25 protein-coding genes and 4 pseudogenes are annotated in these 25,873 nt (G+C 30.9%); 6 read left to right on the forward strand and 23 right to left on the reverse strand.

The features are described from left to right. Nucleotides 1–21 precede the first annotated feature (21 nt). From MOV50_RS13235 to MOV50_RS13290, 13 genes and pseudogenes are all read right to left on the reverse strand, one after another. On the reverse strand, nucleotides 22–990 hold the full coding sequence (locus MOV50_RS13235) for a hypothetical protein (protein WP_321778366.1): 969 nt from the start codon (nucleotides 988–990) through the stop codon (nucleotides 22–24). Between the two features lie 55 nt (nucleotides 991–1,045). Further along, nucleotides 1,046–1,813, reverse strand: coding sequence for a hypothetical protein (locus tag MOV50_RS13240; protein WP_321778367.1), 768 nt, complete (start codon nucleotides 1,811–1,813; stop codon nucleotides 1,046–1,048). 6 nt (nucleotides 1,814–1,819) lie between these two features. After that, nucleotides 1,820–1,879, reverse strand: a pseudogene (locus MOV50_RS13545) (hypothetical protein); the annotation flags it as partial. Further along, nucleotides 1,876–2,148, reverse strand: a complete 273-nt coding sequence (locus MOV50_RS13245; protein WP_321778368.1) for a hypothetical protein — start codon at nucleotides 2,146–2,148, stop codon at nucleotides 1,876–1,878. The pseudogene MOV50_RS13545 and the gene MOV50_RS13245, both read right to left, overlap by 4 nt. Nucleotides 2,149–2,151: 3 nt before the next feature. Then, a pseudogene (ilvA, locus tag MOV50_RS13250) lies at nucleotides 2,152–3,353 on the reverse strand (threonine ammonia-lyase). 8 nt (nucleotides 3,354–3,361) lie between these two features. After that, a complete protein-coding gene (locus tag MOV50_RS13255) occupies nucleotides 3,362–3,787 on the reverse strand; it encodes a CoA-binding protein (protein WP_321778369.1) in 426 nt (141 codons plus the stop codon). Nucleotides 3,788–3,845: 58 nt separating this feature from the next. Beyond that, nucleotides 3,846–4,100: a DUF2400 family protein gene (locus MOV50_RS13260; protein WP_321778370.1), complete on the reverse strand. Its 255-nt coding sequence runs from the start codon at nucleotides 4,098–4,100 to the stop codon at nucleotides 3,846–3,848. Nucleotides 4,101–4,153: 53 nt separating this feature from the next. After that, on the reverse strand, nucleotides 4,154–4,597 hold the full coding sequence (locus MOV50_RS13265) for a DUF2400 family protein (protein ID WP_321779677.1): 444 nt from the start codon (nucleotides 4,595–4,597) through the stop codon (nucleotides 4,154–4,156). Continuing rightward, the gene (locus tag MOV50_RS13270; RefSeq protein ID WP_321778371.1) at nucleotides 4,579–5,847 is read right to left on the reverse strand and encodes an RNA polymerase factor sigma-54; all 1,269 of its coding nucleotides are present in this window, start codon (nucleotides 5,845–5,847) and stop codon (nucleotides 4,579–4,581) included. The genes MOV50_RS13265 and MOV50_RS13270 overlap by 19 nt, the downstream gene beginning before the upstream one ends. 15 nt (nucleotides 5,848–5,862) lie before the next feature. Next, on the reverse strand, nucleotides 5,863–6,585 hold the full coding sequence (gene lptB / locus MOV50_RS13275) for an LPS export ABC transporter ATP-binding protein (RefSeq protein ID WP_321778372.1): 723 nt from the start codon (nucleotides 6,583–6,585) through the stop codon (nucleotides 5,863–5,865). After that, nucleotides 6,572–6,991 carry a tRNA (adenosine(37)-N6)-threonylcarbamoyltransferase complex ATPase subunit type 1 TsaE gene (gene tsaE / locus MOV50_RS13280; protein ID WP_321778373.1) on the reverse strand — a complete coding sequence of 140 codons (420 nt, stop codon included), beginning with the start codon at nucleotides 6,989–6,991 and terminating at the stop codon, nucleotides 6,572–6,574. The genes lptB and tsaE overlap by 14 nt, the downstream gene beginning before the upstream one ends. Beyond that, on the reverse strand, nucleotides 6,988–7,974 hold the full coding sequence (gene trpD, locus MOV50_RS13285) for an anthranilate phosphoribosyltransferase (RefSeq protein ID WP_321778374.1): 987 nt from the start codon (nucleotides 7,972–7,974) through the stop codon (nucleotides 6,988–6,990). Before trpD ends, tsaE begins: the two co-directional genes overlap by 4 nt. Next, entirely contained in the window at nucleotides 7,971–8,219 is a 249-nt protein-coding gene (locus MOV50_RS13290) for an RNA-binding S4 domain-containing protein (protein ID WP_321778375.1), read from the reverse strand. The genes trpD and MOV50_RS13290 overlap by 4 nt, the downstream gene beginning before the upstream one ends. A gap of 132 nt (nucleotides 8,220–8,351) precedes the next feature. On the opposite strand from MOV50_RS13290, the gene MOV50_RS13295 reads away from it, so the two are divergent. Next, nucleotides 8,352–8,753, forward strand: a complete 402-nt coding sequence (locus tag MOV50_RS13295; protein WP_321778376.1) for a PAS domain-containing protein — start codon at nucleotides 8,352–8,354, stop codon at nucleotides 8,751–8,753. Between the two features lie 187 nt (nucleotides 8,754–8,940). Here MOV50_RS13295 and MOV50_RS13300 read toward each other — a convergent pair whose 3' ends face one another. Beyond that, nucleotides 8,941–10,674, reverse strand: a complete 1,734-nt coding sequence (locus tag MOV50_RS13300) for a YgiQ family radical SAM protein (protein ID WP_321779678.1) — start codon at nucleotides 10,672–10,674, stop codon at nucleotides 8,941–8,943. A 98-nt stretch (nucleotides 10,675–10,772) separates the two neighbouring features. Between MOV50_RS13300 and MOV50_RS13305 the strand changes: the two genes are divergently transcribed. Further along, complete coding sequence (locus MOV50_RS13305; RefSeq protein WP_321778377.1) at nucleotides 10,773–12,440, forward strand: AMP-binding protein; 1,668 nt, start codon at nucleotides 10,773–10,775, stop codon at nucleotides 12,438–12,440. An 8-nt stretch (nucleotides 12,441–12,448) separates the two neighbouring features. Beyond that, nucleotides 12,449–12,973: a flagellar basal body-associated FliL family protein gene (locus MOV50_RS13310; RefSeq protein WP_321778378.1), complete on the forward strand. Its 525-nt coding sequence runs from the start codon at nucleotides 12,449–12,451 to the stop codon at nucleotides 12,971–12,973. Here MOV50_RS13310 and MOV50_RS13315 read toward each other — a convergent pair. The 6 genes and pseudogenes from MOV50_RS13315 to MOV50_RS13550 all read right to left on the reverse strand — a co-directional run bounded on the left by MOV50_RS13315 (nucleotide 12,970) and on the right by MOV50_RS13550 (nucleotide 20,968). Continuing rightward, nucleotides 12,970–13,886 (reverse strand): annotated as a pseudogene (locus tag MOV50_RS13315) (manganese-dependent inorganic pyrophosphatase). The gene MOV50_RS13310 and the pseudogene MOV50_RS13315 sit on opposite strands and share 4 nt — an antisense overlap. A 31-nt stretch (nucleotides 13,887–13,917) precedes the next feature. Then, nucleotides 13,918–15,669 carry an ATP-binding protein gene (locus MOV50_RS13320; RefSeq protein WP_321778379.1) on the reverse strand — a complete coding sequence of 584 codons (1,752 nt, stop codon included), beginning with the start codon at nucleotides 15,667–15,669 and terminating at the stop codon, nucleotides 13,918–13,920. Then, complete coding sequence (locus tag MOV50_RS13325) at nucleotides 15,669–16,736, reverse strand: HD domain-containing phosphohydrolase (protein WP_321778380.1); 1,068 nt, start codon at nucleotides 16,734–16,736, stop codon at nucleotides 15,669–15,671. Before MOV50_RS13325 ends, MOV50_RS13320 begins: the two co-directional genes overlap by 1 nt. Before the next feature lie 40 nt (nucleotides 16,737–16,776). Further along, nucleotides 16,777–17,409: an NAD(P)H-dependent oxidoreductase gene (locus MOV50_RS13330; RefSeq protein WP_321778381.1), complete on the reverse strand. Its 633-nt coding sequence runs from the start codon at nucleotides 17,407–17,409 to the stop codon at nucleotides 16,777–16,779. Further along, a complete protein-coding gene (uvrA, locus tag MOV50_RS13335) occupies nucleotides 17,390–20,227 on the reverse strand; it encodes an excinuclease ABC subunit UvrA (RefSeq protein WP_321778382.1) in 2,838 nt (945 codons plus the stop codon). The genes MOV50_RS13330 and uvrA overlap by 20 nt, the downstream gene beginning before the upstream one ends. Nucleotides 20,228–20,237: 10 nt before the next feature. Further along, nucleotides 20,238–20,968 (reverse strand): annotated as a pseudogene (locus MOV50_RS13550) (sulfite exporter TauE/SafE family protein). 142 nt (nucleotides 20,969–21,110) lie between these two features. Here MOV50_RS13550 and MOV50_RS13350 point away from each other — a divergent pair. Genes MOV50_RS13350 through MOV50_RS13360 form a run of 3 tightly spaced genes read left to right on the forward strand, consistent with a single transcriptional unit; the run spans nucleotide 21,111 to nucleotide 22,743 of the window. Further along, nucleotides 21,111–21,533 carry a chemotaxis protein CheX gene (locus MOV50_RS13350; RefSeq protein ID WP_321778384.1) on the forward strand — a complete coding sequence of 141 codons (423 nt, stop codon included), beginning with the start codon at nucleotides 21,111–21,113 and terminating at the stop codon, nucleotides 21,531–21,533. Continuing rightward, nucleotides 21,530–21,868, forward strand: a complete 339-nt coding sequence (fliN, locus tag MOV50_RS13355; protein ID WP_415846387.1) for a flagellar motor switch protein FliN — start codon at nucleotides 21,530–21,532, stop codon at nucleotides 21,866–21,868. The genes MOV50_RS13350 and fliN overlap by 4 nt, the downstream gene beginning before the upstream one ends. Then, nucleotides 21,865–22,743, forward strand: coding sequence for an LPXTG cell wall anchor domain-containing protein (locus MOV50_RS13360; RefSeq protein WP_321778385.1), 879 nt, complete (start codon nucleotides 21,865–21,867; stop codon nucleotides 22,741–22,743). The genes fliN and MOV50_RS13360 overlap by 4 nt, the downstream gene beginning before the upstream one ends. On the opposite strand, the gene MOV50_RS13365 is transcribed toward MOV50_RS13360, so the two are convergent. From MOV50_RS13365 to MOV50_RS13375, 3 genes are read right to left on the reverse strand one after another with little or no spacing between them, the layout of a single operon-like run. Beyond that, nucleotides 22,740–23,888, reverse strand: a complete 1,149-nt coding sequence (locus tag MOV50_RS13365) for a hypothetical protein (RefSeq protein WP_321778386.1) — start codon at nucleotides 23,886–23,888, stop codon at nucleotides 22,740–22,742. The genes MOV50_RS13360 and MOV50_RS13365 overlap by 4 nt on opposite strands. Before the next feature lie 10 nt (nucleotides 23,889–23,898). Beyond that, on the reverse strand, nucleotides 23,899–24,852 hold the full coding sequence (dusB, locus tag MOV50_RS13370; protein WP_321778387.1) for a tRNA dihydrouridine synthase DusB: 954 nt from the start codon (nucleotides 24,850–24,852) through the stop codon (nucleotides 23,899–23,901). After that, entirely contained in the window at nucleotides 24,852–25,868 is a 1,017-nt protein-coding gene (locus MOV50_RS13375) for a hypothetical protein (RefSeq protein ID WP_321778388.1), read from the reverse strand. Before MOV50_RS13375 ends, dusB begins: the two co-directional genes overlap by 1 nt. Between the last annotated feature and the right edge of the window lie 5 nt (nucleotides 25,869–25,873).

A 25,873-nucleotide genomic window follows, 5' to 3' on the forward strand; every position in this document is an offset into this window, starting at 1 on the left:
ATGTAACTTGTAGACTAAATCCTAATCTAAGATAGAATCAACAACCATGGAAGGTCTCCACATACTTAAATCACCCTTTACAAGGAGCTCAAGGTTTAATTTTGAAGATGGGAATTTAGATTTAAAAATTTCATAAAAAGAGAGAATTTGATCTTCTAAACCAAAGTTTAAAATATAATTTTTAATACCATTTTCTATATCAGCTTGTTCTTTTTTTGCCTTTATAGCAAGTTCGAGTTGAATCATATAACTCCATCCAAAAACACTTCCTAAAGACATGTATTTTGAACTAATTGTCATATATCTCTCGAGTGCTTTTTCTATACCTTTTATATCTCCTTCAACTGCACAAATATTAGCAATACTCAAGTCTTTACTCCATTGTTCATGTAAAATTTGTCCATCTTCAGTCTCTTGAAGGTCATCGGAATGGTCTAACATATTGTAAGCAGCAGGAATATCTTCATCTTTGAGTGCTTTAAAGAATTTTTGTTTTGATTCTATATCTATCATCAAATCTTTAACCTCTACACTAAAATCAGGGAAATCTGTTAATATTCTAAGCATTTTAATTGCGGCATGTGTATTTCCAGCATTAATAAATTCTTGAGATTTAATATAGAGAGTATCTCCATAATTCATAATCGTCATATACTCTGGAAATTCTTTTAAAAAAGGATGAAGTTTTATATATTCAAAGGCAATTTTAAAATCTTTTTGACCAAGGGCTACTCGAAACCTTTTATATACTTCACCTTGTGAAAGTAACTCTTGCATCAGTTTAGTTTTATCACTAATGCCTCTATACGGAGCAAGTATTTCTCTTGCTTTTTCTGTTCCTTTAGGATCCATTGCATACTTTTGTGCAAGGGAAAATGCTTTTTTCCATCTCTCTTCTAAGGATTTATAGATTTCTGAATCTTTATACATAGGATGATTATTTACTAAGCTATATGCTAAAACTATCTTACCATTTTTTGCAAGGTTCACAAACTTATCATACTCTTCATATTCGCTCAGTACTTGTTGAATAATTCTATTTTTCTCAGGTATGTCTTTTAAACAAGTTAAATAATTTCATCGCCGTTTTCTTATCACTTTTTTGCAGATATACGATAGCTTTTTTAAGTGTATTATCCCAAAGATTCGATACTAATTGATAAATTTTTGTATATGCTAAAAGTGGATTAACTTCTACATATGAATGAATACTAGCATATTTTTTTTCTTTTAGTAAGCTTTTTAAACGATCTTCACCTTCGTAAATGTTGTAGTACAATAAACGACCATCTTCACATGAAACTATGAGATATTTTGTTTCTTCATCAAAAATAAGAGAAGTTATACTTGATTTTAACTTTATATACATTCGTGAAAGTTGCTTATATGTTTTTAAATCATACACTATAATATATCCAAGTGCTGTACCCAAGAAGAGAAATTGATCATTGTCTGCAGTTACTACCTGTGTAACATCATCATGGATTCCCTCTAATCTTTCAATAACCTTTGCAGTATAGATATTCCAAATTATTCCTGTTGAATTTTTATCTACACTAAAAAGTTTATTTTGACCAATAAATGCCATTTTCATAATAGGAGCAGCATGTGCTTTGAGCTTATGTTTTGGGGTCATCATAGAGAGCTGAAAAATAGATATTCTTTTATCGTATGAACAAGTTGCAACCCAATTTCCATTTGAGCTAAAAACTATATCATTAACAGTATCTACATGGACAGGAAGCGTAAAAGCAAGTTTACCACTCTTGATATCTATAACAAAGGTTTTCCCATCATCACCACAAGAAAACATATATTTATTTCCCTTGTCAATCCCAACACAAGAGACTTCACCATGATGTCTATCTACTTTTGTTATCGCTTTTTTGTTATAGCGTTATACAATCTAGATTCTTTACAATCAGAGCTTAAAGTTGCAAATACAGCTCCATCAGAAGAAAAGGCTACAACATTAGTTTTGTATCGTAGATGTTTGATATTTGCCTTAAAACCATTGAGTAATTCTAAGCTGTCTTTATCTAAAAATCTAATAGTTGTTTTTGCATCTACTACAAGTAAACTTCCATTATCAAGAATTTTTGTAAGAACGATTGGCTCATTAAAATCTTTACTTTTTACTACATCCATGTTTTAGTCCCTTAAGTATCCCTCATTTTTCAATACTTTTCGTATTTCTTCTTGATGTTCATCACCTTTTGTTTCCATGTGTACGGTAACATTTGCATCACCATAATCAAGAGAGATAGAAGTTCTATCATAGGCAATATGAACAATATTAGCATTTAATTCTTGTAATATTTCCGTAAATCTATGGAGTGAACCTGGTTTATCAATAAGTGTTACTGTTACATTCATTTTTCTACCAGATTTTAAAAGACCTTTTTCGATAATAACAGAAAGCAATGTAACATCCATGTTTCCACCACTTAAAACTACTGCTACTTTTTTACCCTTTAATGATTCAAGTTTCTTATGAAGCAAGGCTGCAATTCCAACTGCTCCAGCACCCTCTACAACAAGTTTTTGCTTCTCTAGTAAAAATAAAATAGCAGATGCTATTTCTTCATCATCGACACTTATAAATCTATCTACATTTTCTAACATATGTGCTAAAGTAATTTCAGATGTATCACGAACAGCGATACCATCTGCAATTGTTCTGACACTTGTAGAATCAACTGCATATTTTAAGTCAAATGAATTTTTAAAGCTGGTGCACCACTTGCGCCTACTCCAATTATTTCGATATTTGGATTCAATGCTTTTAATGCTATTGCCATACCAGATATGAGACCACCGCCACCAACAGGAATTACAACAGCATCTAAATCATTACATTCATTCAAGATATCAAGAGCAACTGTACCTTGACCTGCGATAACCTCTTCATCTTCAAATGGATGTATAAAGGTTAATGCATTTTCTTTTCCATACTCCACAGCGTATGCGTATGCTTCATCATAATTAGCTCCAGCTAAAATAACCTCTGCACCAAAGTACTTTACCCCATTTACTTTTGTAAGAGGAGTAGATTCTGGCATAATAATAACCGCTCTGATACTAAACTTAGAAGCAGAAAGTGCAACACCTTGTGCATGATTTCCTGCACTCGCTGCTACAACACCACAAGTACGTTGCGCATCACTTAGGGATGCTATTTTATTATATGCACCTCGAATTTTAAAGGCACCAGTAACTTGAAGGTTCTCTTTTTTTAAATAGACTTCAGAGCCAGAAAGTTCACTTAAATAAGGTGCATAGGAAAAAGGAGTTTTAACAACTATATCTGCTATCCTCTTTTGTGCTTGATATATTTTTTCTAAGTTTAACAAGCCCTATCCTACTCTATTTTGTAACTCAATTTTGGACAATGGTTTTGAACTACCTTCATCCCTGCATCTTTAGCTTTTTGAGCTGCTTCATTATTCACTAAACCTAATTGACCCCAAAAAACTTTTACATCCCCACGCTCAATACAGGCATCTACAATCGCATCAAAAGCCTTTGGTTTTCTAAAAATATCTACCATATCAACATTAAAAGGTATTTCGGCTAATGAACGAAAAACTTTTTCACCTAAAATAGTGTCACCTTTTGGATAAATAGGAACTATTTTAAAACCTTGTGCTTGAAGGTATTTAGCAACTCTATGACTAGCTTTTGACTCATCAGGAGAAAGCCCCAATATAGCAATAGTTTTAGTTTTATCAAAAATTTCTTTTATTTCTTGTTTATTTGAAGTTACTGATGCGAATTCACATTCCATTTAGTTATCCTTATCAAAAATTATTTGTTATGGATTATATCAATTATTTTCTTTGATATTATAAAATTTTCTCTTGTCCTATACGATAAAGTGCAAAATCATACTTTAGAGGGTCATCTTTATCAAATATTTTAAGGGTTTGTGTTAGTTCTATAGCAGATTGAAGATCATAAGTTTTTCTCTTAAGAAGTCCTAGTTTTAGAGAAACATTAAAGGTATGCGTATCTAATGGCATGATTAAATCGGCTTTATTTATGTTTTTCCATAAACCCATATCGATGTTATCTTTTCTAACCATCCATCTAAGAAACATCATCCATCTTTTTAATGCCCCTGCCCCTTTTGTTTTTCTACTAACTTTACCTATTAAAAATTATAACCTTGGGAAGTATGCGGATATAGAGAGTAAAGCTTTTCTATAAGAGCGTGAATACCTTCTATAACACTTTTGTTTTTATTATAGGTGTTTTTAAAAATCTCTTCTAAAGAACTTTCTTTATTTAAGCGTTTTAAAACAATAAAAAGTGCTATAACATCTTTTGATTTTTGAAATCTATAGTAATGATTTTCTAAGGCTTTTTCTATCTCTTCATCACTTTTACTCAAAAGAGAGAAATCAAGAGAATCTAAAAACTTAACTATTTGTTTCACATTTCCATAAGCGAATAAGGCACAAATTAAAGAGATTGTAGAGTCTTTGTATCTATGTGCAACTAAAATAGGGTCTAAGTTATCTTTTGATACTTCACCGATTGTATTTCGTTTTTTTACTTCTAAATCAAGTCTTTGTTTTAATGCAGATGATATAATTTTTTCCTCTCACTAGAACCAGCTATATTTAACTGTTTTCTGTATTTTGCAATAGTTCGTCTCACCATTTTTACTTTAAACTTGTCTTGTATAAGGTCTAATAGTTTCATATCACTAAGTGGTTTTTCACGACTTTCTTTCTTAACTATACCTACTAAAAACTCTTTTATAGCAGCGTTACTTACATCATCATCTATTGCGGTTGTAAAAAACTCTTTCATCGCAAGGACACCTCTATCACAAGCTATATACTTGTTAGCAATAGCGCGTGAAATAGTGGACGGGTTATGACCAAACTCATCAGCTAAAGTTTTTAAAGTTAGTGGCATAATCTGACCACCTGTAAAAAACTCATATTGATACTCAATTATCATAAGTCCAACTTTATAAAGTGTCGCACGCCTCATATCTAGAGCATCTACTAAACTTTTTGCTTCTTTTATTTTTTGAGTTATAAATTCATGTTTTACTGCATAATTTGTATCTATATTTATAGTCGGGTAATAAGCATCGTTTAGTTTTATCTCTATTGAGTTTTCATCATTAAAAAATATCATCAAATCTGGTACAACTTGAGCAGATTCTTCTTGATACTCTATAGACGGAGGGTTTTTAAAAGTACCTAAAACACGCATAACTTCACTAAAATGCTTTTGACTTGAATAATTATGAATCTCTTGCATATCTTTTATAACTTCAACACATAAAGGGTAAGCTTCATCGCTAATATCTGCACTATCCAACTGAAATAAGAACGACTCTGATAAATCTTTTGCTCCGATACCAACTGGCTCAACATGTGCAAACCTTAAACGAATTTTTTCAAAATCTTCAACACTCATATTATTTAAAGAGCAAAAATTCTCAGTATCACCTTCATAGTAACCATTTTCATCTAAATTGGCTACAACAAAGTAGGCAATTTCTTGAGATTTAGGTGTGGGAAAAAGAGGTTTTCCTATCTGCTCATCTAAAACTTCGTAAAGTGACTTTTTTTGTATTGTCAAGGCTTCTATCTGTTCTGTTCTTGAGTTACTTACATGTCCGCTTATAATTTTTTTAGGTATCTTTTTCTCAAATTCTTCTTCATAACCAGACTCAACTTCTATAACTGGATTTGACTCAACAAAAGGAGCCATAGCCTCACCTAAATCACCTAAACTTGAGTGTAAAATAGGCAACCAATTTCGTAAAGTATTGGAAAGCTTATGCTTTGTTTCAACGCTTTGAGTTTGCCTTAGTGCCGCCATAATATATTAAGCCTCTTAAAGCTTAAACTCCTCCCCTAGGTAATGTTTACGAACATCTGCATTTTGTCCTATTTCATCACTTGTTCCAGATGCCAATAATTCACCTGCTTTAATTACATACGCTCTATCACAAACAGCTAAAGTTTCACGAACATTATGGTCAGTTATTAATACCCCGATTCCATAAGAAACAAGTTGTTTTATAACTTTTTGTATATCCATAACTGCTATTGGGTCAACCCCTGCAAAAGGTTCATCAAGAAGTAAAAATTTTGGCTTATTTACTAAGGCCCTTGCTATCTCTACACGCCTTCTTTCTCCACCACTAAGGCTAATCCCTTTGCGATAGCGAATTGGTTCTATATTAAACATATCAAGAAGTTCTAAAATTCTTTTTTCTTGTTCTGCTTTATCTTTTATATTTACCTGAGCAGCAACCATTAAGTTATCTTCAACACTCAAATCTTTAAAGATAGACGCTTCTTGAGGTAAATAACCGATACCTTTAATCGCTCTTTGATGAAGTGGCATATTTGACAAGTTTTCTCCATCAAAAAAAACTTCACCACTAGTAGCTTCAACAAGTCCACAAATCATGTAGAATGTTGTTGTCTTCCCAGCTCCATTTGGTCCAAGAAGTCCAACAACTTCACCACTCTTTACATCAAGACTCATACCTTTTACAATCTCTAAATCTTTTATTTTTTTTACTAACTTGACTGCTTTAAGCGTGTGCATAATCTACCTTATAATTTCTACTATTATTTTCATTTTTTGTTATTGTAATTGTTAGATTATTCATACCAGCAGAATTTAGAATTTCTACCAATTTTTCATCACCCCACTCTACAAAATGAAGTCCATCTTTATCTAACTCTTCAAGCATTCCTAGTGATATAAAATGCTCTAGTCCATGATTGTAAATATCATAGTGAAAAACTTTATCCCCATAACATTGCTGAAGTGAAAATGTTGGAGAAGTCACATCTTCACTAATGCCTAGATGCAAAGCAAAAGCTTTTGTTAAAGTTGTCTTTCCAGATGCTAAATCACCTCGTAAAACAACTACTCCATTTTTAAATTTATCACTAATTTCTTCAACTATTTTGTGAAGTTGGTCTAAATTTAATTGATAATTTATCATAATTTGTTTGAAATATCTATGATTTGTTTCAATTTCTCTTTGGCTTTTCCTGTTTTTATCATTTTTTGTGCAATTTCGAGTCCATCTTGAATATCTCTTGCATATCCATCTATCATAAATGCAGCTGCGGCATTTAAACATACTATATCTCTTTGTGCATCTGTCGCTTTTGAATTAAAAATATTGTGCAAAATTTCAGCATTAAAAGTTGCATCTCCACCAACTATTGCTTTGAGTGGAACTAATCTTATTCCATACTCCTGAGGGTCTATTTCAAACTCATGAATTCTTCCTTCACAAAGTCTAGATGCATAAGTAATATCACTAATGCTTATCTCATCCATTCCCTCTCTTGAACTCACAACCATAATTGAAGTTGAACCATTTATCTTTAGAGCTTCATTCATTTTTGACACAAAGCTTTTATTAAAAACACCCAGAAGTGATTTTTTAACACCTGCTGGATTTGTTAAAGGTCCTAAGATATTAAATATTGTTTTATCTTTTATACTTTTTCTAATAGGCATTATAAATCTCATAGCAGGATGATGATTTTGTGCGAACATAAATGTAAAACCTGATTCTTCTAAAAGTTTCGCACTATTTTTTAAACACAGGTCTAGCCTAACTCCTAGTTTTTCAAACATATCAGCACTACCAGACTTTGAAGTCACAGAACGACTTCCATGTTTTGCAACATAAACTCCAGCAGATGCTACTAAGATAGAAACAGTTGAAGAGATATTAAAAGAACCAATTTTATCTCCGCCTGTTCCAACAATATCCATAGATTTAAGGCGAAGTTCTTCACTTATAGGTAATGGTATTGCATTTTCTCGCATAACACTAGCAGCTGCAGCTATTGCTTCTACACTTGTGTTTGCATCTAGTGTCATTCCTACCAACAACTCTTTCATTTGTATTTTGGACATTTCTTGATTAAAAAGCGCGTTAAATTGTTTTCTTACTTCATCATAAGTCATGGTACATCCTTTATATATTCACCTTGAAGTGATTTTGGAGTAGATTTTGTTGTAGGTATTTTTAAAACTTCATATTTTTTTGTTTCATTTAAATAGTTTATGCTCACAATATTTCCAACTTCAACATTTTTACTAGCCTTAACAACTTTATCGTTTATCAAAACAACCTTATTGCTTATCATATCCTGAGCCACTGAGCGTCTTTTTGTTATATTTACTGAATTTAAAAATTTATCTATTCTCATTATTTATTCTTTTTTACTGTATTGTAGAGTATTAAAACTAAAAAGAATCTAAGAGTTGGAACAATTTTTGCATATATAAGCGTTAATTTTATATATTTAGTAAACTTTAACATTTATGTTATATAATTGTGCATGATTATTAACACTAAATTAAAAGAGATAAAACTAGACCCTATTAAATCTTTAATCAGTCGTGCAGATTTAAAAAGAACTATCAGATATACAAATCATTACTTTAGAAAAGTCATTGGATGCTCACAAACAACTTTGATTGGAATGTCGGATAAAAAAATCTTACATCCAGATATGCCACAAGTTATATATGAACTAATGTGGGACCGTATAAAAAATGATGAAGAGATGCTTTGTGTTATAAAATATACAACAAAAAATGGAGATTATTACTGGGCAACTACTCTTTTTAAAACAAAATACCACCCGATAAGCAAAGAGTTTAACGGCTACTTAGCACTAAGTCATGCTGTATCAAAATATGCAATCAATCATATTGAACCTTATATGAAGAACTGCTAACCTTAGAAAAACAAAAAGGTCTTATAGCTTCACAAGCACATCTTATAAACTTTCTCATAAAAGAAGATAAAACTTATGATGAATATATCGAAAAATTAACCCAGCAAAAAGAATCTTTTATGGCTAAACTAAAAGATATAAAACATCTGCTTCCATCTACAATATCAAAAATAAAAAAATATTAATATTATGAAGCAAATCCACTGCTAAAATTGTCTTTTTTTACAACTATTTGTTTTTGTTTTTCTTTTCGTTTTGTGTCTTTTTCTACAAATATCTTTTTACGAGTTTTTGGATCTAACTCTGTGTAGTACATAACTGCCGAGTATGTACCAGGAGTTGGTGTAAAAACTTGAGCTTGTTCAGGATTCATCTTTAACTCATCAGTAGTAAAGCGTTTTAACTCATGCATATCTTTTTCTTCACAGCCAGGATGAGCGGCAATAAGATAGTAAGTTAAAAATTGATTTTTACCCTCTTCTTTGTTTAGTTTGTCATACATCTTTTTAAAATCAACTAGCGTTTCTTTTCCAGGTTTACCCATAAGTTCTAAAACATGCTGTTGTGTATGTTCAGGAGCAACTTTCATTTGTCCAGATATATGGTGCTGAACCATCTCTTTTAGGTAAGAATAGCCATGTTTTTTATCTGCTGTTATCAAATCATATCTAACTCCAGATGCTACAAAAGCTTTTCTTACACCCTCAACTTCTCTAACCTTTCTAAGCAAGTTTATATTTCTACCATGGTCAACATGCATAACCTTACAAAGTCTGTCAGCATCTACACATCGGATATCATCACAAGTACCTTTTTTTAGCTTTTTACCGCATTCATAACCGTACATATTCGCCGTAGGTCCACCAACATCACTTATGATTCCCTTATAGTCTTTGTAGTTGTTAAAATGCTTAGCTTCCTCAAGTATATTACCTTCTGTTCTAGTTCTAATCGTTCTACCTTGATGAACACCAATAGCACAAAAATTACACTCTCCCCAGCATCCATGATGAGTCATGATAGAAAATTTTATGGTTTCTAAACATTTAACCTTACCCATCTTTGCATAATATGGGTGAAGTTCTCTTGTAAATGGTAAGTTAGAATTTGCATCCATCTCTTGCTCATTTAGATAATCACAAGGTGAATTTTGAATAAGAAAACGAGTATCAACAGCCTGACAAAGACCTGAGGCAGAGATAGGGTCATTGTTGTCATAAAAATCATCAAAGAGGTCTATATATTTTTCTTTTTCTTCTAAACATTCAGCATGAGATGGAAGTTGAATATACTCATGTTTAGGCTCTTTTGAGATATAACAAATGCCTCGTATATCTGTATAGTCCTCACCTAAAGAAATCGCACGAGTTAGTTCTTCTAAAGCTATTTCACCCATACCATAAATCAAAATATCAGCTTTTGAATCAAATAAAATAGGTTTTTTAAGTTTATTCGACCAATAATCATAGTGAGTTACTCGTCTAAGAGAAGCTTCAATCCCACCAAGAACTAAAGGAACAGTATCTTTAAAATATCTTCTAATTAAGTTACAGTAAACACTTAAAGCTCTATCTGGTCGCCTATCATTTTTTCCACCAGGGGTATAATCATCCGAATTTCTAAACTTTTTTGTCGCAGTATAGTTAGAAACCATACTATCAACACTTCCTCCACTTACGCCCCAAAAAAGCTTAGGTTCGCCAAGTCTCATAATATCATTAGCACTTTTTATATCGGGCTGACCTATCATACCAACCTTGTAACCAAGTCGCTCTAACATACGCCCAACCATAGCAACACCAATAAATGGACTATCTATGTAAGCATCTCCACTAACAAGAATTACATCACAATAATCCCAACCTCTAGCATCCATCTCTACTCTAGTTGTTGGTAAAAAATCTTTCTCTTTAAAAACAATTGTATCGCGTTTTACTTGTTTAGTTTTACTTCTTCTACTCAATATTTAACCTTTATGTGTATAATATTACAAGATACTTCCAAAATAAGAGATTAGATATGAATTACCCTTATAAAAATTTAGAAAACTTTACACTAAGTGCTGTATTAGATAGAACTATAGAACTGTATTCAAGTTCAGATGCATTTGGAAATGTAGGTGAAGACGCTTTTAAATACTCTGAGTTTGATAAAAGAGTAAAAGAAACTATAACTCTACTTCGTGAAAACGGTATCTCCAAAGGGGATAAAGTTGTTCTTCTTAGTGAAAATATGCCAAATTGGGCAATTGCTTATTTTGCTGTTACATATTTTGGAGGAGTTATAGTTCCTATATTGCCAGATTTTCATCCCTCAGATATACATCACATCATAAAGCATTCAGAAGCAAAAGCCATCTTTGTATCAGATAAATTTTTAGCAACTATTGAAGAAGCTAATGAGCCTACTTTAAAATTTGCTATTAGTTTAGAAAAATTAAATCTCATAGAAGAGTTAAGTAACCAAAGTTATATTTCTCAAATAAAACAAAAAATATCATCTCATAAACTTTCAAAACCAGATGAAAATGATATGGCATCACTTATCTATACCTCGGGAACAACAGGACATTCAAAAGGAGTAATGCTCTCACATAAAAACCTTGTCACAAATGCCCTCTCATCTTTTTGTAAAGTTAGCATTGCAAAAAATGATGTTTTTCTCTCTATCTTGCCAATGGCTCACACTTTAGAGTGTACAGTTGGTCTTTTAGTACCGCTTCTTCATGGAGCAAGTGTTTTTTATATAAACAAAGCACCAACACCTAGTGTTCTTTTAAAAGCTTTTGCTACTATAAAACCAACAATGATGGTAAGTGTTCCATTAATTATTGAAAAAATTTATAAAAATAAAATTTTATCAAAATTCAATAGTTCATTTATCTTGAAAAATTTATATAAAATCCCATTTTTTAGAAAAAAACTAAACAAAGTTGCTGGTAAAAAACTTTTAGAAACTTTTGGCGGAAGAATAAGATTTTTTGGTATAGGTGGAGCGTCTCTTTCTCCTGTTGTTGAGCAATTTTTAATAGAAGCAGAATTTCCATATATTATAGGTTATGGTCTTACTGAAACTTCTCCTCTGATTGCAGGTGGTTCAGTCCTTGATGGAAAAATAAAGGTACGCTCAACAGGAACAACTTTTTATGGAGTAGATATTAAGATAAAAGACCCAAATCCAGATACAAAAACTGGAGAAATCATAGTTAAATCACCTAGTGTGATGCTGGGTTACTATAAAGATGAAGAAAAAACAAAAGAAGTCATGGATGGAGAGTGGTTTTTAACGGGCGATTTAGGGCACCTTGATGATGAAGGTTTTTTATTTATAAGTGGAAGAAGTAAAAATGTAATCATAGGTTCAGGTGGAGAAAACATCTACCCAGAACAAGTAGAAGCTACAATAAATCAAAATGAAGCCGTTTTGGATTCTTTAGTTATGGAGCAAGACTCTAAACTTATAGCTAGAGTACATCTTGATTATGAACTTATAGACACTTTATTTAAAGCAGATAAACAAACAGATGAAAAAGTAAAAAAAGATATAGGAAAATTTTTAGAGGAGATGCGAGTTGATGTAAATTCAAAAATATCATCTTTTTCAAGAATAAGTAAATTTGTAGAGCAAATAGAACCTTTTGTTAAAACACCAACGAAAAAAATAAAAAGATATTTATATATACAATAGGAGAAGTCATGTTTAAAAAAGCGATTAAAACACTTATACTTTTTGTTTCAGGAGTAATTATTTTACTTATACTTGCTTACGGTGTATCACAATCTGATTTTTCCAAAATCAAAAAATATGACGAAATAGATAGTAGCAATCCCAGAGCGAGAATGAATACACATTCTGATTTAAAAGATCAAATTGCAAAAGAAAGACGCTATTCAATCAAACCAAAAATTAAAAATGGAAATATGGCTAGTTTAGGAGATTTTACTATGAATATCTCTGGAGGTAAAATACTTACAACTAACATATCTATAAAATATAAAAATAATAACTCAAATAATTTTTTAAATATGAAAAGTGTTGAAAAAGAGATTATTAAAAAATCAGCTGTTTTAAGAGATAGCGTAATTAATGTTATTTCTCATAGCCGCAATGCCAGTGTTGCTAACAGAAGAATGAAAAAGAAAATGATTGAAAATATGAATAACTATCTCTCTGATGGAGAGATAGAAGATTTATATTTTAATAAATTTATTATAAATTAAAATTGAGGTTGTAAAAATGGTATCACTTGTTTTTTACGACTTAAAACACCCTCTAACCATACCTGAGAGTTTTCTAGCTTAATTTTAAATGCAGACTCTATTTTACTCTCATCATCACTAACCACTAGAAGTTGAGAGCCTTCTTTCATGATATCTGTTAAAAGAAGTATTACACTATGAAGTCCACCTTCTTCTTTTAGTTTTTTCATATCATCAAAAAGGTCATCTTTGATTTTATCAAAAACACTTAAATCAACAACTTCAAGTTGCCCTACTCCTAGTCTTGAACTTCCATATCAAACTCTTTATAATCACGAGTAGTAAGTTCTCTCGGAGTCGCTCCACCTACGGCAGATTTAACTATAAACATCTCCATTCCAAGTGCTTTATAGTCTTGTATTTCAGCGATTTTTGCTAATTCTTTAACAATTTTCATATCTACTTTTGTACAAGTAGGTGATTTGAAAATTACTGTATCACTCAAAATTGCACATAGCATCATCCCTGCAATATTTTTTGGGATTTTAACTCCATAATAATCATATGCTTCTTTTATAACTGTGTTTGAACAACCAATAGGTCTAATCCAACATTCTAGTGGCGAAGAAGTTGTTAAATCACCTAATTTGTGATGATCATAGATGCCAAGAATCGTAGCTTCTTTGATGTCTTTTGGAGCTTGTGCCAAGTCTGAAAAATCAACTATATATACTTCTTCACCCGCATAAGATGTTTTAAGCTGAGGGATATCTGCTCCAAACTTATTTAAAATAAATTCAGTTTCAGGAGAAATATTACCTTGACGAGTAGCAATACAATCTTCGCCTAATTGATTTTTAAGATAAGCAAGAGAGATAGCTCCTACAATAGAATCTGAATCTGGGTTTGTATGACCGAAAACATATATTGACATATTTATAACCTTATAATTTTTTGTAATTATACTATTTTTTTATCATTAACTCATATTTTTTTATTTTTTCTTTATAATCAATTAACATATCATTAATTGAATCTATTTCAAATAATTCTACTTTGCTTAAAAGCAACTCACTATAAACTATCATATCTTTTAGTTTATGTTTTATTGATAATTCTAAAAGTTCTGTTGCAAAGATTTTTATAGTGTTTAAGTCATTTGTACTAAGCGCTTCTTTATATATATCTTGCAGACCTAATTTTTGAACATGTAAAAATATTTTTAATTGTATTAGATTTATTTTGTCTAGATGCTCATGTTTATTTTCAACTTTTAAGCCACCATCTTCATCTAATATAACACTTTGTGAGTTTAGTATTTTTAAAACAACTCTAAATAGTTCAACTTTTATAAGTGGTTTTTTTAAATGTCCTATCGGTCTAACTCCACCAACTTGAAATACAATATCTTTAAGTCTTATATCAGTTAAGGTTACAACAGGTGCAGAGGTAACCTTTTTCATAACTTTTGATACCGCCCCCTCATCATTACTAAGCATATTAACATCTATAAGTATTAAATCTACTTTTTGTTTTTTTAAAATTTCTATGGCACTTCTTGCATTGTTAAAAGCTAAAACAGTGGTTTTTGTATCTTTGAAACTCTCTTTTGTTAAATCACGATCTAGCTCAGAGTCACAAATGACAAGTATTGTTGCCCCTTGTGGTTTTATAAGAGAAAAATCTATACTTGTCTCATCAATTCCTTCTTTTGAGTTAAAAAGAACAATTTCAACATTTTTAATAGTTAAAGTAAAAGTAGAACCAACTGAAATTTTACTCTTAACACTCAAAGAACCATTCATTATTTTAGATAGTTTTCTATTAATGGAAAGCCCTAATCCTGTTCCTTGATACTCAATATCATCACAATTTTCTTTTGTTTCAAATATTTCAAATATTTTATTTTGATTTTTATACGCTATCCCGATGCCGCTATCTTCAATGGATATTGATAAATCAACTACATTATTTGTTTCGTCTACATTATCAATACTCACTATTACTTTTACAAAACCATTGTGAGTAAATTTTATAGCATTTGAGAGTAAATTATTTAAAATTTCTCCTACTCTCAATGGATCTATCATCAAAGATATAGGCACATTATCATCTATTTCAAGAGTTAATTCTAAGGCTTTTTTATTTGCTTTACTTTTAAAATTTTCTATACTATTTAAAAAAAAGTTTTTTACATCAACAGCACTTTCAGTAATCTCAAAAGTTCCAGATTCTATTTTTGAAAGTTCTATAATATCTGTCAATAGCGTTAAAAGTTTCTTTCCTGAATGAAGAATATTATTTGCAAAACTATTAAGTCTTTTATCTTTTAAGTCTTTTTCTAAAAGCTCTGCAAAAACTAAGATAGAATTCATAGGAGTTCTTACTTCATGTCTTACATTTGCTAAAAATTCAGACTTTATCATACTCGCATTTTTTGCTATGTTTTTTGTATCTTGAACAACTTGATGTAGTTCTTGAATCTCTTTTTCAAGAAATTCTCTTTTTTGAATTTCCGAACTTATATAACCTGTATCTTTTTGCTCAAGAACTTCTTTTATATCTGATTGTTCATTTTTTAAAAGGTTTATATCTTCTTTTAATTTTTCTACTAGTTGTATATTTTCTTTTTGCTTATTTTTATAAAAAAATAAAAATATTATGAGTATAAAAACTGCCTCTAGTACATATATATAAATATTATTATCAAAATTCATTAATCTTCTTTAAAATGCTCAATAATTTTTCTAAAATCTTTTAAATTATCTCTAAAACATACTATAAGTTTAGGGTCAAATTTCGTTCCGCTTAACTCTATGATATGATTTGCCGCTTTCTCAAAACTCCAAGCTTCTTTATATGCTCTTTTATGCGTTAGAGCATCTAAAACATCTGCTATAGCTACAATTCTTCCATAAATATGAATATCATCTCCAAATAAGCCATTTGGATAACCACTTCCATCATAGTTTTCATGATGTTGATAGGCAATTATACTACCTGCTTTTATAAGTTTTGTATTTGACTTTGCAAGAATTTTGTAAGCGTGAGCAGAATGCTCTTTCATAATTTTAAATTCATCATCATCAAGCTTACCAGGTTTATGAAGAATTTTTCCATCTATAAGAATCTTACCTATGTCATGAAGTGGAGTTGCTAAAAAGATAATCTTTATCTCATCTTTATTGAGAGTACCTTCTAGTTGAGCTAATCGCTTCGCTATATGCGCTACACGCTTTACATGACTAGCAGTTTCAGAACTACCCGTTTCCATAATGTCTGAAAGAATATATATAATCTCTTTTTGAGCAAGTTCTAAGTCTGTAAAATGCTTTTCTTTGTTGTCTTGCATTTTATTAAAAAGAGTAATGTTGTTAGCTTTTAACTGTTGTTTTGCTCTATATAATTCTAAATGATTTTTTACTCTTGATTTTAACTCAATAGCATGAAATGGTTTTGTGACATAATCAACTGCTCCAAGAGTAAAACCTTTTTCAATAGACTCTATGTCAACCTTTGCTGTAACAAATATAATGGGAATATCTTTTAAAGATGTTGTTTTTTTCACAATCTCACACACTTCAAAACCATCAATTCCTGGCATCATAATATCTAATAGTATTAAGTCAAACTTTTTAGTTTTTAGAACTTCCAAAGCTTGTTCTCCATTCAAAGCAAAAGAGAAATTATACTCATCTTGCTGAAGAATATTTATAGCAACTTTTATATTCTCACTCACATCATCAACTATTAAAATATTATATTCTACTTGATTTTTTTTCATATTCAAAACATTATAACCAAAATAAGCACAAATAATAATATTAGTTAATAAACTCTACCACCTCTTCAAAAGGTAATCTTAATTGAGTAGATTGTTCATTAATTCTGTATCCAAACGGAATTAACATTGATAATCTATATTTACTTTTATCTATATTTAAAATCTCTTCAACTTGATTTTTATCAAAACCTTCAATAGGACAAGAATCTACACTTATTACAGCCGCAGCACTCATCATATTTGCACCAGCAAATGCAGTCTGTTTAGCTGTCCATGCGTATATATTGTCATCACTACTTAAAGTATCTGTCAAATGGTCTGCATATAATTTTAGATAAAAATCTAACTTCTCTTGTGGCATATCGCGTCTAGCAAATCTTTTTTCAGGAATTCCAGATTCAGGTTTTACAGACTCTATACCTGCTAAAACAACCACTAAATGAGAGCAGGAAGTAATCTGAACTTGATCCCAACAAGCAGGTCTTAGTTTAGCTTTTAAATCTTCGTTAGTTATAACTAAAAATTTCCAAGCTTCCATACCAAAAGAAGAAGGAGATTTTACCCCTGCTTCTAAAATAGACTTCATATCTTCATCAGATATTTTTTTATTTTCATCAAAAATCTTACAAGCATGTCTAAAATCCATAGCTTCTTTAAATGTTTTTGTTTTCATGTAGTGCCAATTCCTTTTTCAAATATTCACCAGTATAACTACCAGTTTTAGTATGTGTAGATGCTAACTCTTCAGGTGAACCCTCAGCGATAATAAGACCACCGCCACTTCCACCTTCTGGACCCATATCTATAACCCAGTCAGCATTTTTAATCATATCTAAATTATGCTCAATTATCAGTACACTATTTCCAAGTTCTACAAAGTGATGAAGAACTTTTGTCAGCCTATCTACATCTGCAAAATGCAATCCTGTTGTAGGTTCATCTAAGATATATAGAGTTTTTCCTGTATCTTTACGGCTCAACTCTTTACCTAGTTTAATTCTTTGAGCCTCTCCACCTGAAAGTGTTACAGCATTTTGACCAAGAGTTATGTAACCAAGACCAACATCCACAAGTGTTTGCATCTTTATATTTATCTTAGGTATTGCTTTAAAAAACTCATAAGCCTCATCAACACTCATAGCTAAAACATCAGCTATAGTTTTTCCTTTATAGTTTACTTCTAAAGTTTGTTGGTTATATCTTTTTCCATGACAAGTGTCACACTTAACCATAATATCTGGCAAAAAGTGCATCTCTATTTTAATCTCACCTTCACCTTGACACTTTTCGCATCGTCCACCTTTTACATTAAAGCTAAATCTTGAAGTAGTGTAACCTCTTATTTGAGCTTCTTTTGTCTGGCTAAAAAGATTTCTAATCTCATCCATAACACCTGTATAAGTTGCTGGATTACTTCGAGGTGTCCTACCTATTGGACTTTGATCAAGATAAATCACCTTATCAACCTGATCTAGTCCTGTTATTTCAACACCTGCAACTTTATTTACTTTTCTTGCATGATTTAGTAACTCTCTTGCAGTTGGCAAAAGAGTTTGAAGCATAAGAGAACTTTTTCCACTTCCACTAACTCCAGTTATACAAACAAAGTTATTTAACGGAATTTTTACACTTAAATTTTCTATATTGTTAATTGTTACATTTTTAATCTCTATATATTTTTCTTGTTTTCGTCTATAAAAATACTCTATTTGTTTTCTTCCATAAAGATAATCAGCCGTCAAAGTTTTAGCTTTTTTAAGCTTATCAAGAGTTCCAGCAAAAACAACCTCACCACCAAATCTACCAGCACCTGGACCAATATCGACAATAAAATCAGCATTTTCTATAGTTTCTTTATCGTGCTCAACAACTATTACACTATTACCCTTTTCTTGAAGGTTTCTAAGCGTACGAATAAGTTTTTTTGTATCTCTTTCGTGAAGTCCTATACTTGGCTCATCTAAAACATATAAAACGCCTGTTAAACCACTACCAATCTGTGAAGCAATACGGATTCTTTGAGCCTCTCCACCACTAATGGTTCTAGCATCTCGACCTAAAGTAATATACCCAAGACCAACATCAAACAAAAAGTAAAGTCTTTCTCGTATCTCGTTTAATATCGGTTGTGCTACTTGAGTATTTTGATCATCAAGATATTTAAAGTTATCTTCGTTTGCAAACCATTCATAAGTTTTCTCTATTGGCATCTCTAAAAGTTCTGATATACCTTTTTGTCCTACTCTAACTGCTAAAGATTCTAGTTTTAATCTATTAGAATTACAAATACTACAAACCTTTTCGCTCATATAATCTGCTAACTCTTTTTCATCTTTAAACATGTCATATGCTATACGAACAATTCCGGGGAAAATTCTTTTTACCTTATGGTTTTTCCAAAGAAATGTAACTTCTTCTGGATTACCATGCAAAATAGCCTTTTTTTGATGCTCCTCAAGCTCTGAATATGCAATTGTTATATCTATATCATTATGAGCGCAAAAACCTTTTAAAAATGTAAAATAATAACCTTTGTTGAAGCCATATACTATTTTAACTCCACCTTTTTCTATTGGCAAGTCTATATCTATAATTTTTTCATAATCAAGTGCATAACGAAGACCAAGTCCATCACACTCAGTACAAGCACCTTTAGGAGAGTTAAAAGAAAAAGAAAGAGGTTCTAGCGGGTCAAAGCTTATCTTACAGTCAAAACAAGCATTATGCTCACTATAATGAATACTAGACACTTTCATATCCATCTCTTTGTGATTTAATATATCTATCTCAAGTTCACCGTAACTCTCTTTTAAAGCCTTTTCAACATCAGATGCTATGCGTTCTTTATTTTCTGCTTTTACAACAACTCTATCTACAACAACTTTAATAGTATGCTTTTTAGTTTTACTTAACTCTATCTCTTCATCAAGTCTAACCATCACTCCATCTATCATAGCTCTTACATAACCCTTGTGAACAAGAGATTCTAACAAGTCTGCAAAAGAGCCTTTCTTTTCTCTCACTAGAGGAGCTAAAAGAACAAGTTTTGAACCCTCTGGTAGCTTAGCAACTTCACCTATAATGTCAGATGCGGACATTTGAGAAATAACTTTTTTACATCTATGACAATGCTGAACACCAACTCTAGCATACAAAAGTCTAAAATAATCATATATTTCTGTAATAGTCCCAACTGTTGAGCGAGGATTTTTAGAAGTTGTTTTTTGGTCTATCGCGATAGCAGGAGTCAGTCCTTCTATCTTATCTACATCAGGTTTTCCAACTCTATCTAAAAATTGTCTTGCATAAGAAGATAAAGACTCCATATATCGTCTCTGCCCTTCAGCATACAAAGTATCAAAAGCTAAAGTAGATTTACCACTTCCACTAATTCCAGTCATTACAACTAATTCATTTTTAGGAATAGATAAATTTATATTTTTTAAATTATTTTCTCTAGCACCTGTAATTTTTATAACATCTTTTTTCACTTATAACCTTTTAAAAAAATATTCTTACTATTAAATATAAAACTACTAACAAATAAAAAGCTACTAAAAGCTTTTTTTGTAAAATGGCATCTACACTATCTTTAAAATATACGCCAACATAAACACCAAACATTGATGCTAAACCAATTATAATACCACTGTGAAAATCCACATGACCACTTAATGAATGAGAAATTAGTCCTGAAACAGATGAAAAAACCACAAAAAATAGACCTGCTGATATAGCTTTTTTAAGTGGAACATGTAAAAATCCAACCAAAATAGGAACTAAAATTATACTTCCACCAACTCCGATACTCATACTCATCGCACCTAAAAGTAAACCAATTATAAAAAGTAAACTTCTATTTCCTTCTTTTTGTGTTAAAACTTCTTTTGGAGTAAAGAATAATCTTGCAAGTGCAAATGTAGCAAAAAGTAAAATATTATTTCTAATGTATTTGATGAAAATATTGAAACAATAGTTCCACTAAATAAAGCACCTATAAAACCACCAATTCCAACAGTGGTTATCATGGCTACATCAAGCGTTCCTTTTTTGTTGTTTAAGTAACTTCCATAAACTGAACTAAAAACCATTTGCACAACTGTAATGCCTATGGCTACTTTTGTTTCATAACCTAGCATTAAAAGGAGAGGCACAAGGATAGTTCCTCCACCGATTCCAAAAAAACCAGAAATCACTCCAACAATAGCACCAAGAAATAGCAACTCTAGCATCAAAATTCCACTTAAACTTTTTTGAAATTATACCCGCATAAGACTTTAGGATACTTTTACAAAACTTGGTTTAATTTTAATTTGAGATTCAATCAAGTATAATGAAAATAATTTATGGTTTGCAACTTAAAAAAGGTAAAAAATGTTAACAACAATAATTCAAGCCTCAGAAAACTTTTGTATTCATCAAATTCGTGAATCTCACACTGTCAGTGAAGGTATAACTAAAAAGAGAACACTTATTGCTTATATAGATATAGAAGAAGAAAATAGTAAAAAGCATAGGGTATATCTAGCATCTGATATTAATTTTATGCAAAGAATATCGAAAGTTTTTTTAGAAGAAGATGATAGTGATGAGGAAACTTTGATAGATATGGCACTTGAAACAGCTAACTTAATTGTCGGAAGTGCAAAAGTTATTGCTGAAGAAGAACAAAAAAATCCTTACACAATCCAAACTCCACATTTTTTAAAAATTGACAGCTTTGATTTTACTTATGATGATTCGAGAGTTATAAAAATTGAAAATGATGAAATGATTATTGCGATAAAGGAATTATAGTGGCAAAAATAAGAAAATATGAACCTCAAAAAGTTCCCTACGATGAAAAAAAAGAATTAGCTTGGATGAACTACTCTGGTCTTTTAGATATGGAAGTAGAATTTGTTGCAGATTTAGGTGAAACACAAGCGACAATTGCAGATATTTTAAAATATGAGAAAGGCTCGATTATTGACTTAAAGAAACCAGCAGGAGAAAGTGTTGAGTCTTATGTAAATGGTCGTATTTTAGGTAAAGGTGAGGTTATGGTTTATGAAAAAAATCTTGCAATTCGTATAAATGAAATATTAGATTCTAGTGCTGTTTTATATCATCTTGCAAAAGAGCGTTTATGATTAAACTCTTACTTATATTTTTACTTCCTTTAGTTCTTAATGCCTCAAAAATTTTAAGTTACAATATTTATGACAGAACAGATAGAGCAGATGTTATGATAACTTTTGATACACCTTATGAAGGTATCATAAAACAAAGTATTACAGAGTCAAAAATTATCATAAAACTACAAGATGCTGAGATTGAAACTTCAAAACTAAAAAAACTCTCTTCACAATTTTTATACACACTTAGTATAACTCCTATGGCTGGATACACACAAATAACAGCATCTGTACCAAATACAGTAAAACTCATAGCATCTAAAACCTCAGATGCTTATGGACTAAGACTTAGATTTACCACTAAAGCATCTATAAAAAAAGCAACAACAAAAGAACAAGCAGCATCTACTGCAAATTTCTTATCAACTCTGCCAACAAAAAAGAATTTAGAGATTAACAGTTCTTACTATCTTGTGATTGGTATACTTATACTTGGAATAATTATTTTACTATTTATAAAGAAAAAAGCAACTGCAAAAAAAGTTAAGCCAGATACAAATAAATGGTTGTTTAAAGATAATGAAGAAATTTCATCAACGCAAACCCCACAAACTGATAATGTATCGATTAGATTTCAAAAAAATATAGATAATACAAATAGTGTTGTAATGCTTGACTTTGCAGACCAAAGTTATCTGCTATTGATGGGAAATAGCAATATTTTACTTGATAAGTTTACAGATAACAAACCTGTAACGCAAGAGGACTTTGAGTCTATACTTCAAAGCAGACATAAAGAACTTGATAATTTTTTATCTCTAGATGAAAAAGCGAAAGAGCCACTTCAAGCATACAAAGAAAAAGCTGCTTCTATCTCTTACGAGGTTTAAGAAGTTTTACTTTTTTCTCGTAGGTGTCGCTCTTTTAGAAGCTTTTTAATCACTTTGATATTTTGCATATTTAACTCATAACTATCATCCATCATTTTATTTATATGAAAAACTTCAGTTACGGTGATTCCATAAGGGTCTTTTTTCTCTTTAGACAATACATCTTTGTCAAAAGAGTAAAGATGTAAGTGTTTACGAGTTTTTTGTATATAGTAGGTTAAAACTATCTCATCACTATACTTTTTCTCAACTGCAACTACAACTCTTTGCTTTTCATCATAATCATCTTCTTGGAGTTTTAGCAAAGACTTAGCGCTTTGTATACTTAAATATCCGATATAAAATTTATTGTATAAATCATGGTATCTTTGAGTTGCATCTTGCATCAAGAAGTTAATGTCTAAAATATGCTTTTTATGTGCTCGTATTGTTCTAGTAATCCAGCTCATTGTATTGTAGTATCTAAATGGATATATTTTCAAATTGTGCGTTTCTATCATTTTTGTAGATTTTAATTTTTGAATTGGCTCTAGTTTTTTAGAATTTTTATCTCTTATGTACTCTAGTACCTTTTTTGCAGAAAACTCTTTTGTAAACCATACTTTACAAAATGATGGAAACTGTTTTGTCCCTGTTGCACCTTCATTTAAAATGATTAAAGCTTTTATCTCGTAATCTGGGAAGATGATCTCCAAAAGTGCTCTTTTCTTTCTTAATCGTTTTCTTAGTTTTAGAACTGATTTAACTAGAGTCATCTCTACAAAATACAACTCCTTATCTTTTGTTACAAACATTGCGTCAAATTCACTAATTTCTCTACTTTTTGTTCTGTAAACTATCTGCTGTTTTTCACTTATAGAAAGAGTGTTTGCGTATGCTTTTTGCTTGTTTTGATGAAAACCTTTTAAGATAAACTTATCTATACTTTGATTATCTACAGCATATCTTAAAAGCTTTTCATATATAAAATTCTCATAAACTTCACCTTCAAAAGAGCGGTATGAACTTAAAAAAAGAGTATCTTCTTCATCTATACCTTTTTTAATTAAAGAGAGTAGATGCTTAGTATTGTAATCATAGTGAAAAATATTATCAGCTATATCACTGTCATTTAAAGTTTTGATTGATTTTGAAATTTCTAGCATTTTTTATCCATTATGATACCAACTCATTATTTTGAAAAAAATCATCTATTACACCTCTATATTCTTCTATATCTGAGATAGTATTGACACTATTTCTAAGAACAGAAGCACCCTGATAACCTTTTGAGTAAGTGTGAGTATGTTTTCTAAACATTGCTACACCATGAGAACCATAAAACTCTATCATCTTGTCAAAGTGTTCCATTATGATTTCATGCTTTAAAGTGCTATCTATATCTTTTACGCCCTCTCTTAGCTGATGAAAGATCCAAGGAGCACCAACAGCACCTCTACCTATCATAACACCATCACAACCCGTATGCTCTAAGACCCACTGAGCTTTCTCGTATGAGTCTATATCTCCATTTGCTATAACAGGTATAGAGATGGACTCTTTTATCTCTTTTATTGCATCATAATCAACAGCGGCTTTAAATTTTCCAGCGCGAGTTCTACCATGAACTGCTAAAAAATCAGCTCCGCTATCTTCTACCATTTTTGCTATTTCTATATGATTTTTTTTCTCAAAACCAAGTCTGATTTTTACACTTGTTAAAGATTTGTTTGAAGTATCTTTTATAGTTTTTATAATTTCACCCATTAAAGGAAGGTTTAGTAAAAGTGAACTGCCACTTCCATGTCCTACAACTTTAGGAACAGGACAACCACAATTTAGGTCTATAATATCAATACCATCTTGCTCATTTAAAATTTCTACTGCTTTTTTTACTATCTGCGCATCAGCACCAGCAATTTGAACTGAGTAAGGGTCTTCTATGGGGGATTTCTGCAACATGTGCATAGTTTTTTGGGATCCATGAGCAAGAGCATTAGAACTGAGCATCTCACTCACAGTCAAATCTGCTCCAAATTTTTTCACAACACTTCTAAAAGGTAAATCTGTGAACCCAGCAAGAGGTGCTAGGACATAGATTGGTTTATCAAAAGAGAGTTTATCTAGCATTAAATAAACTGATTAATGCTATAGTTTTTACCATATTCTTTTAAATCACTATAAGCTTTAAATCTTAAATACTCATCACTTTGTGAATTTCTTAATATCTCATTTCCAAGAGAAAGCATCTCTAAGTCAAAAAGAGTATACAGTCTAGCTTCTAGCGCTAACTCATTACTTTCACCCAAAGCTTCAAAAAGTTTCATTCTATCTTCAGGAAGCATACCAACTGCTAGAACCGATGAGATTTTTATAAAATCTTTAGCATCTAAATCTAGTGTGTTTAAAAGTGACATAATAGCTTCATTAGAGATATTTAAAGAATGCTCACCACTATTTACTCTTTGTAGTACAGTATATATAGTTTCTTTGTCTAAAAATTCTTTGTGTGTTTCTATTGTACTAAGAGCACAACCTTTGATATATTCGCTATAAACTTCTTTTAGTAAAACTTTAGAGTATTTTTCTTCATTTTGTAAAATACTCTGGGCAGTGATATCACCTTTTGCATATCTATTTCTTTCATTTTTAATTACTAAAGGATTTTCTATGTCAAGTGCATATTTTTTCAAATCAACAACTTCACCAGCATTTATTTTTTCTAGCGAAGTTATAACTGAATCAAGCTTTTTATTTTGGGTAGTTGCTCTTAATTCGTCAGTTGGAGATAAAGTAGTATGATCTATAATATTTCCAAGTAGCGTATATCTTGGAGTTTTATAAAGATGCTTTCTATCATCTTTGCCAAGGTATGCATCTGCAATATCATCTATAAGATTTCCAAAGTCTTTGTCATACTTTCTAAGTCTTAAAGTTTCAATCATTGCATAAAACATCATATGAAGAACACTTGCTACATAGAAAAGTAAAAGAGCTGTTGCTATCCAAAATGCAATCGGCATAGTTGGTAAAACAATTCCATATACTTCAAGTCCTATAGTTTCTTGAGTTACATATGAAAAAACATATGCTACTATCAAGCCTATCAATAAAAATGACGCTATTGTATATCTTTTAATTTGCATATCTA

The organism is Sulfurimonas sp., from assembly GCF_029027585.1.
In the GTDB taxonomy this organism is placed as follows: domain Bacteria; phylum Campylobacterota; class Campylobacteria; order Campylobacterales; family Sulfurimonadaceae; genus Sulfurimonas.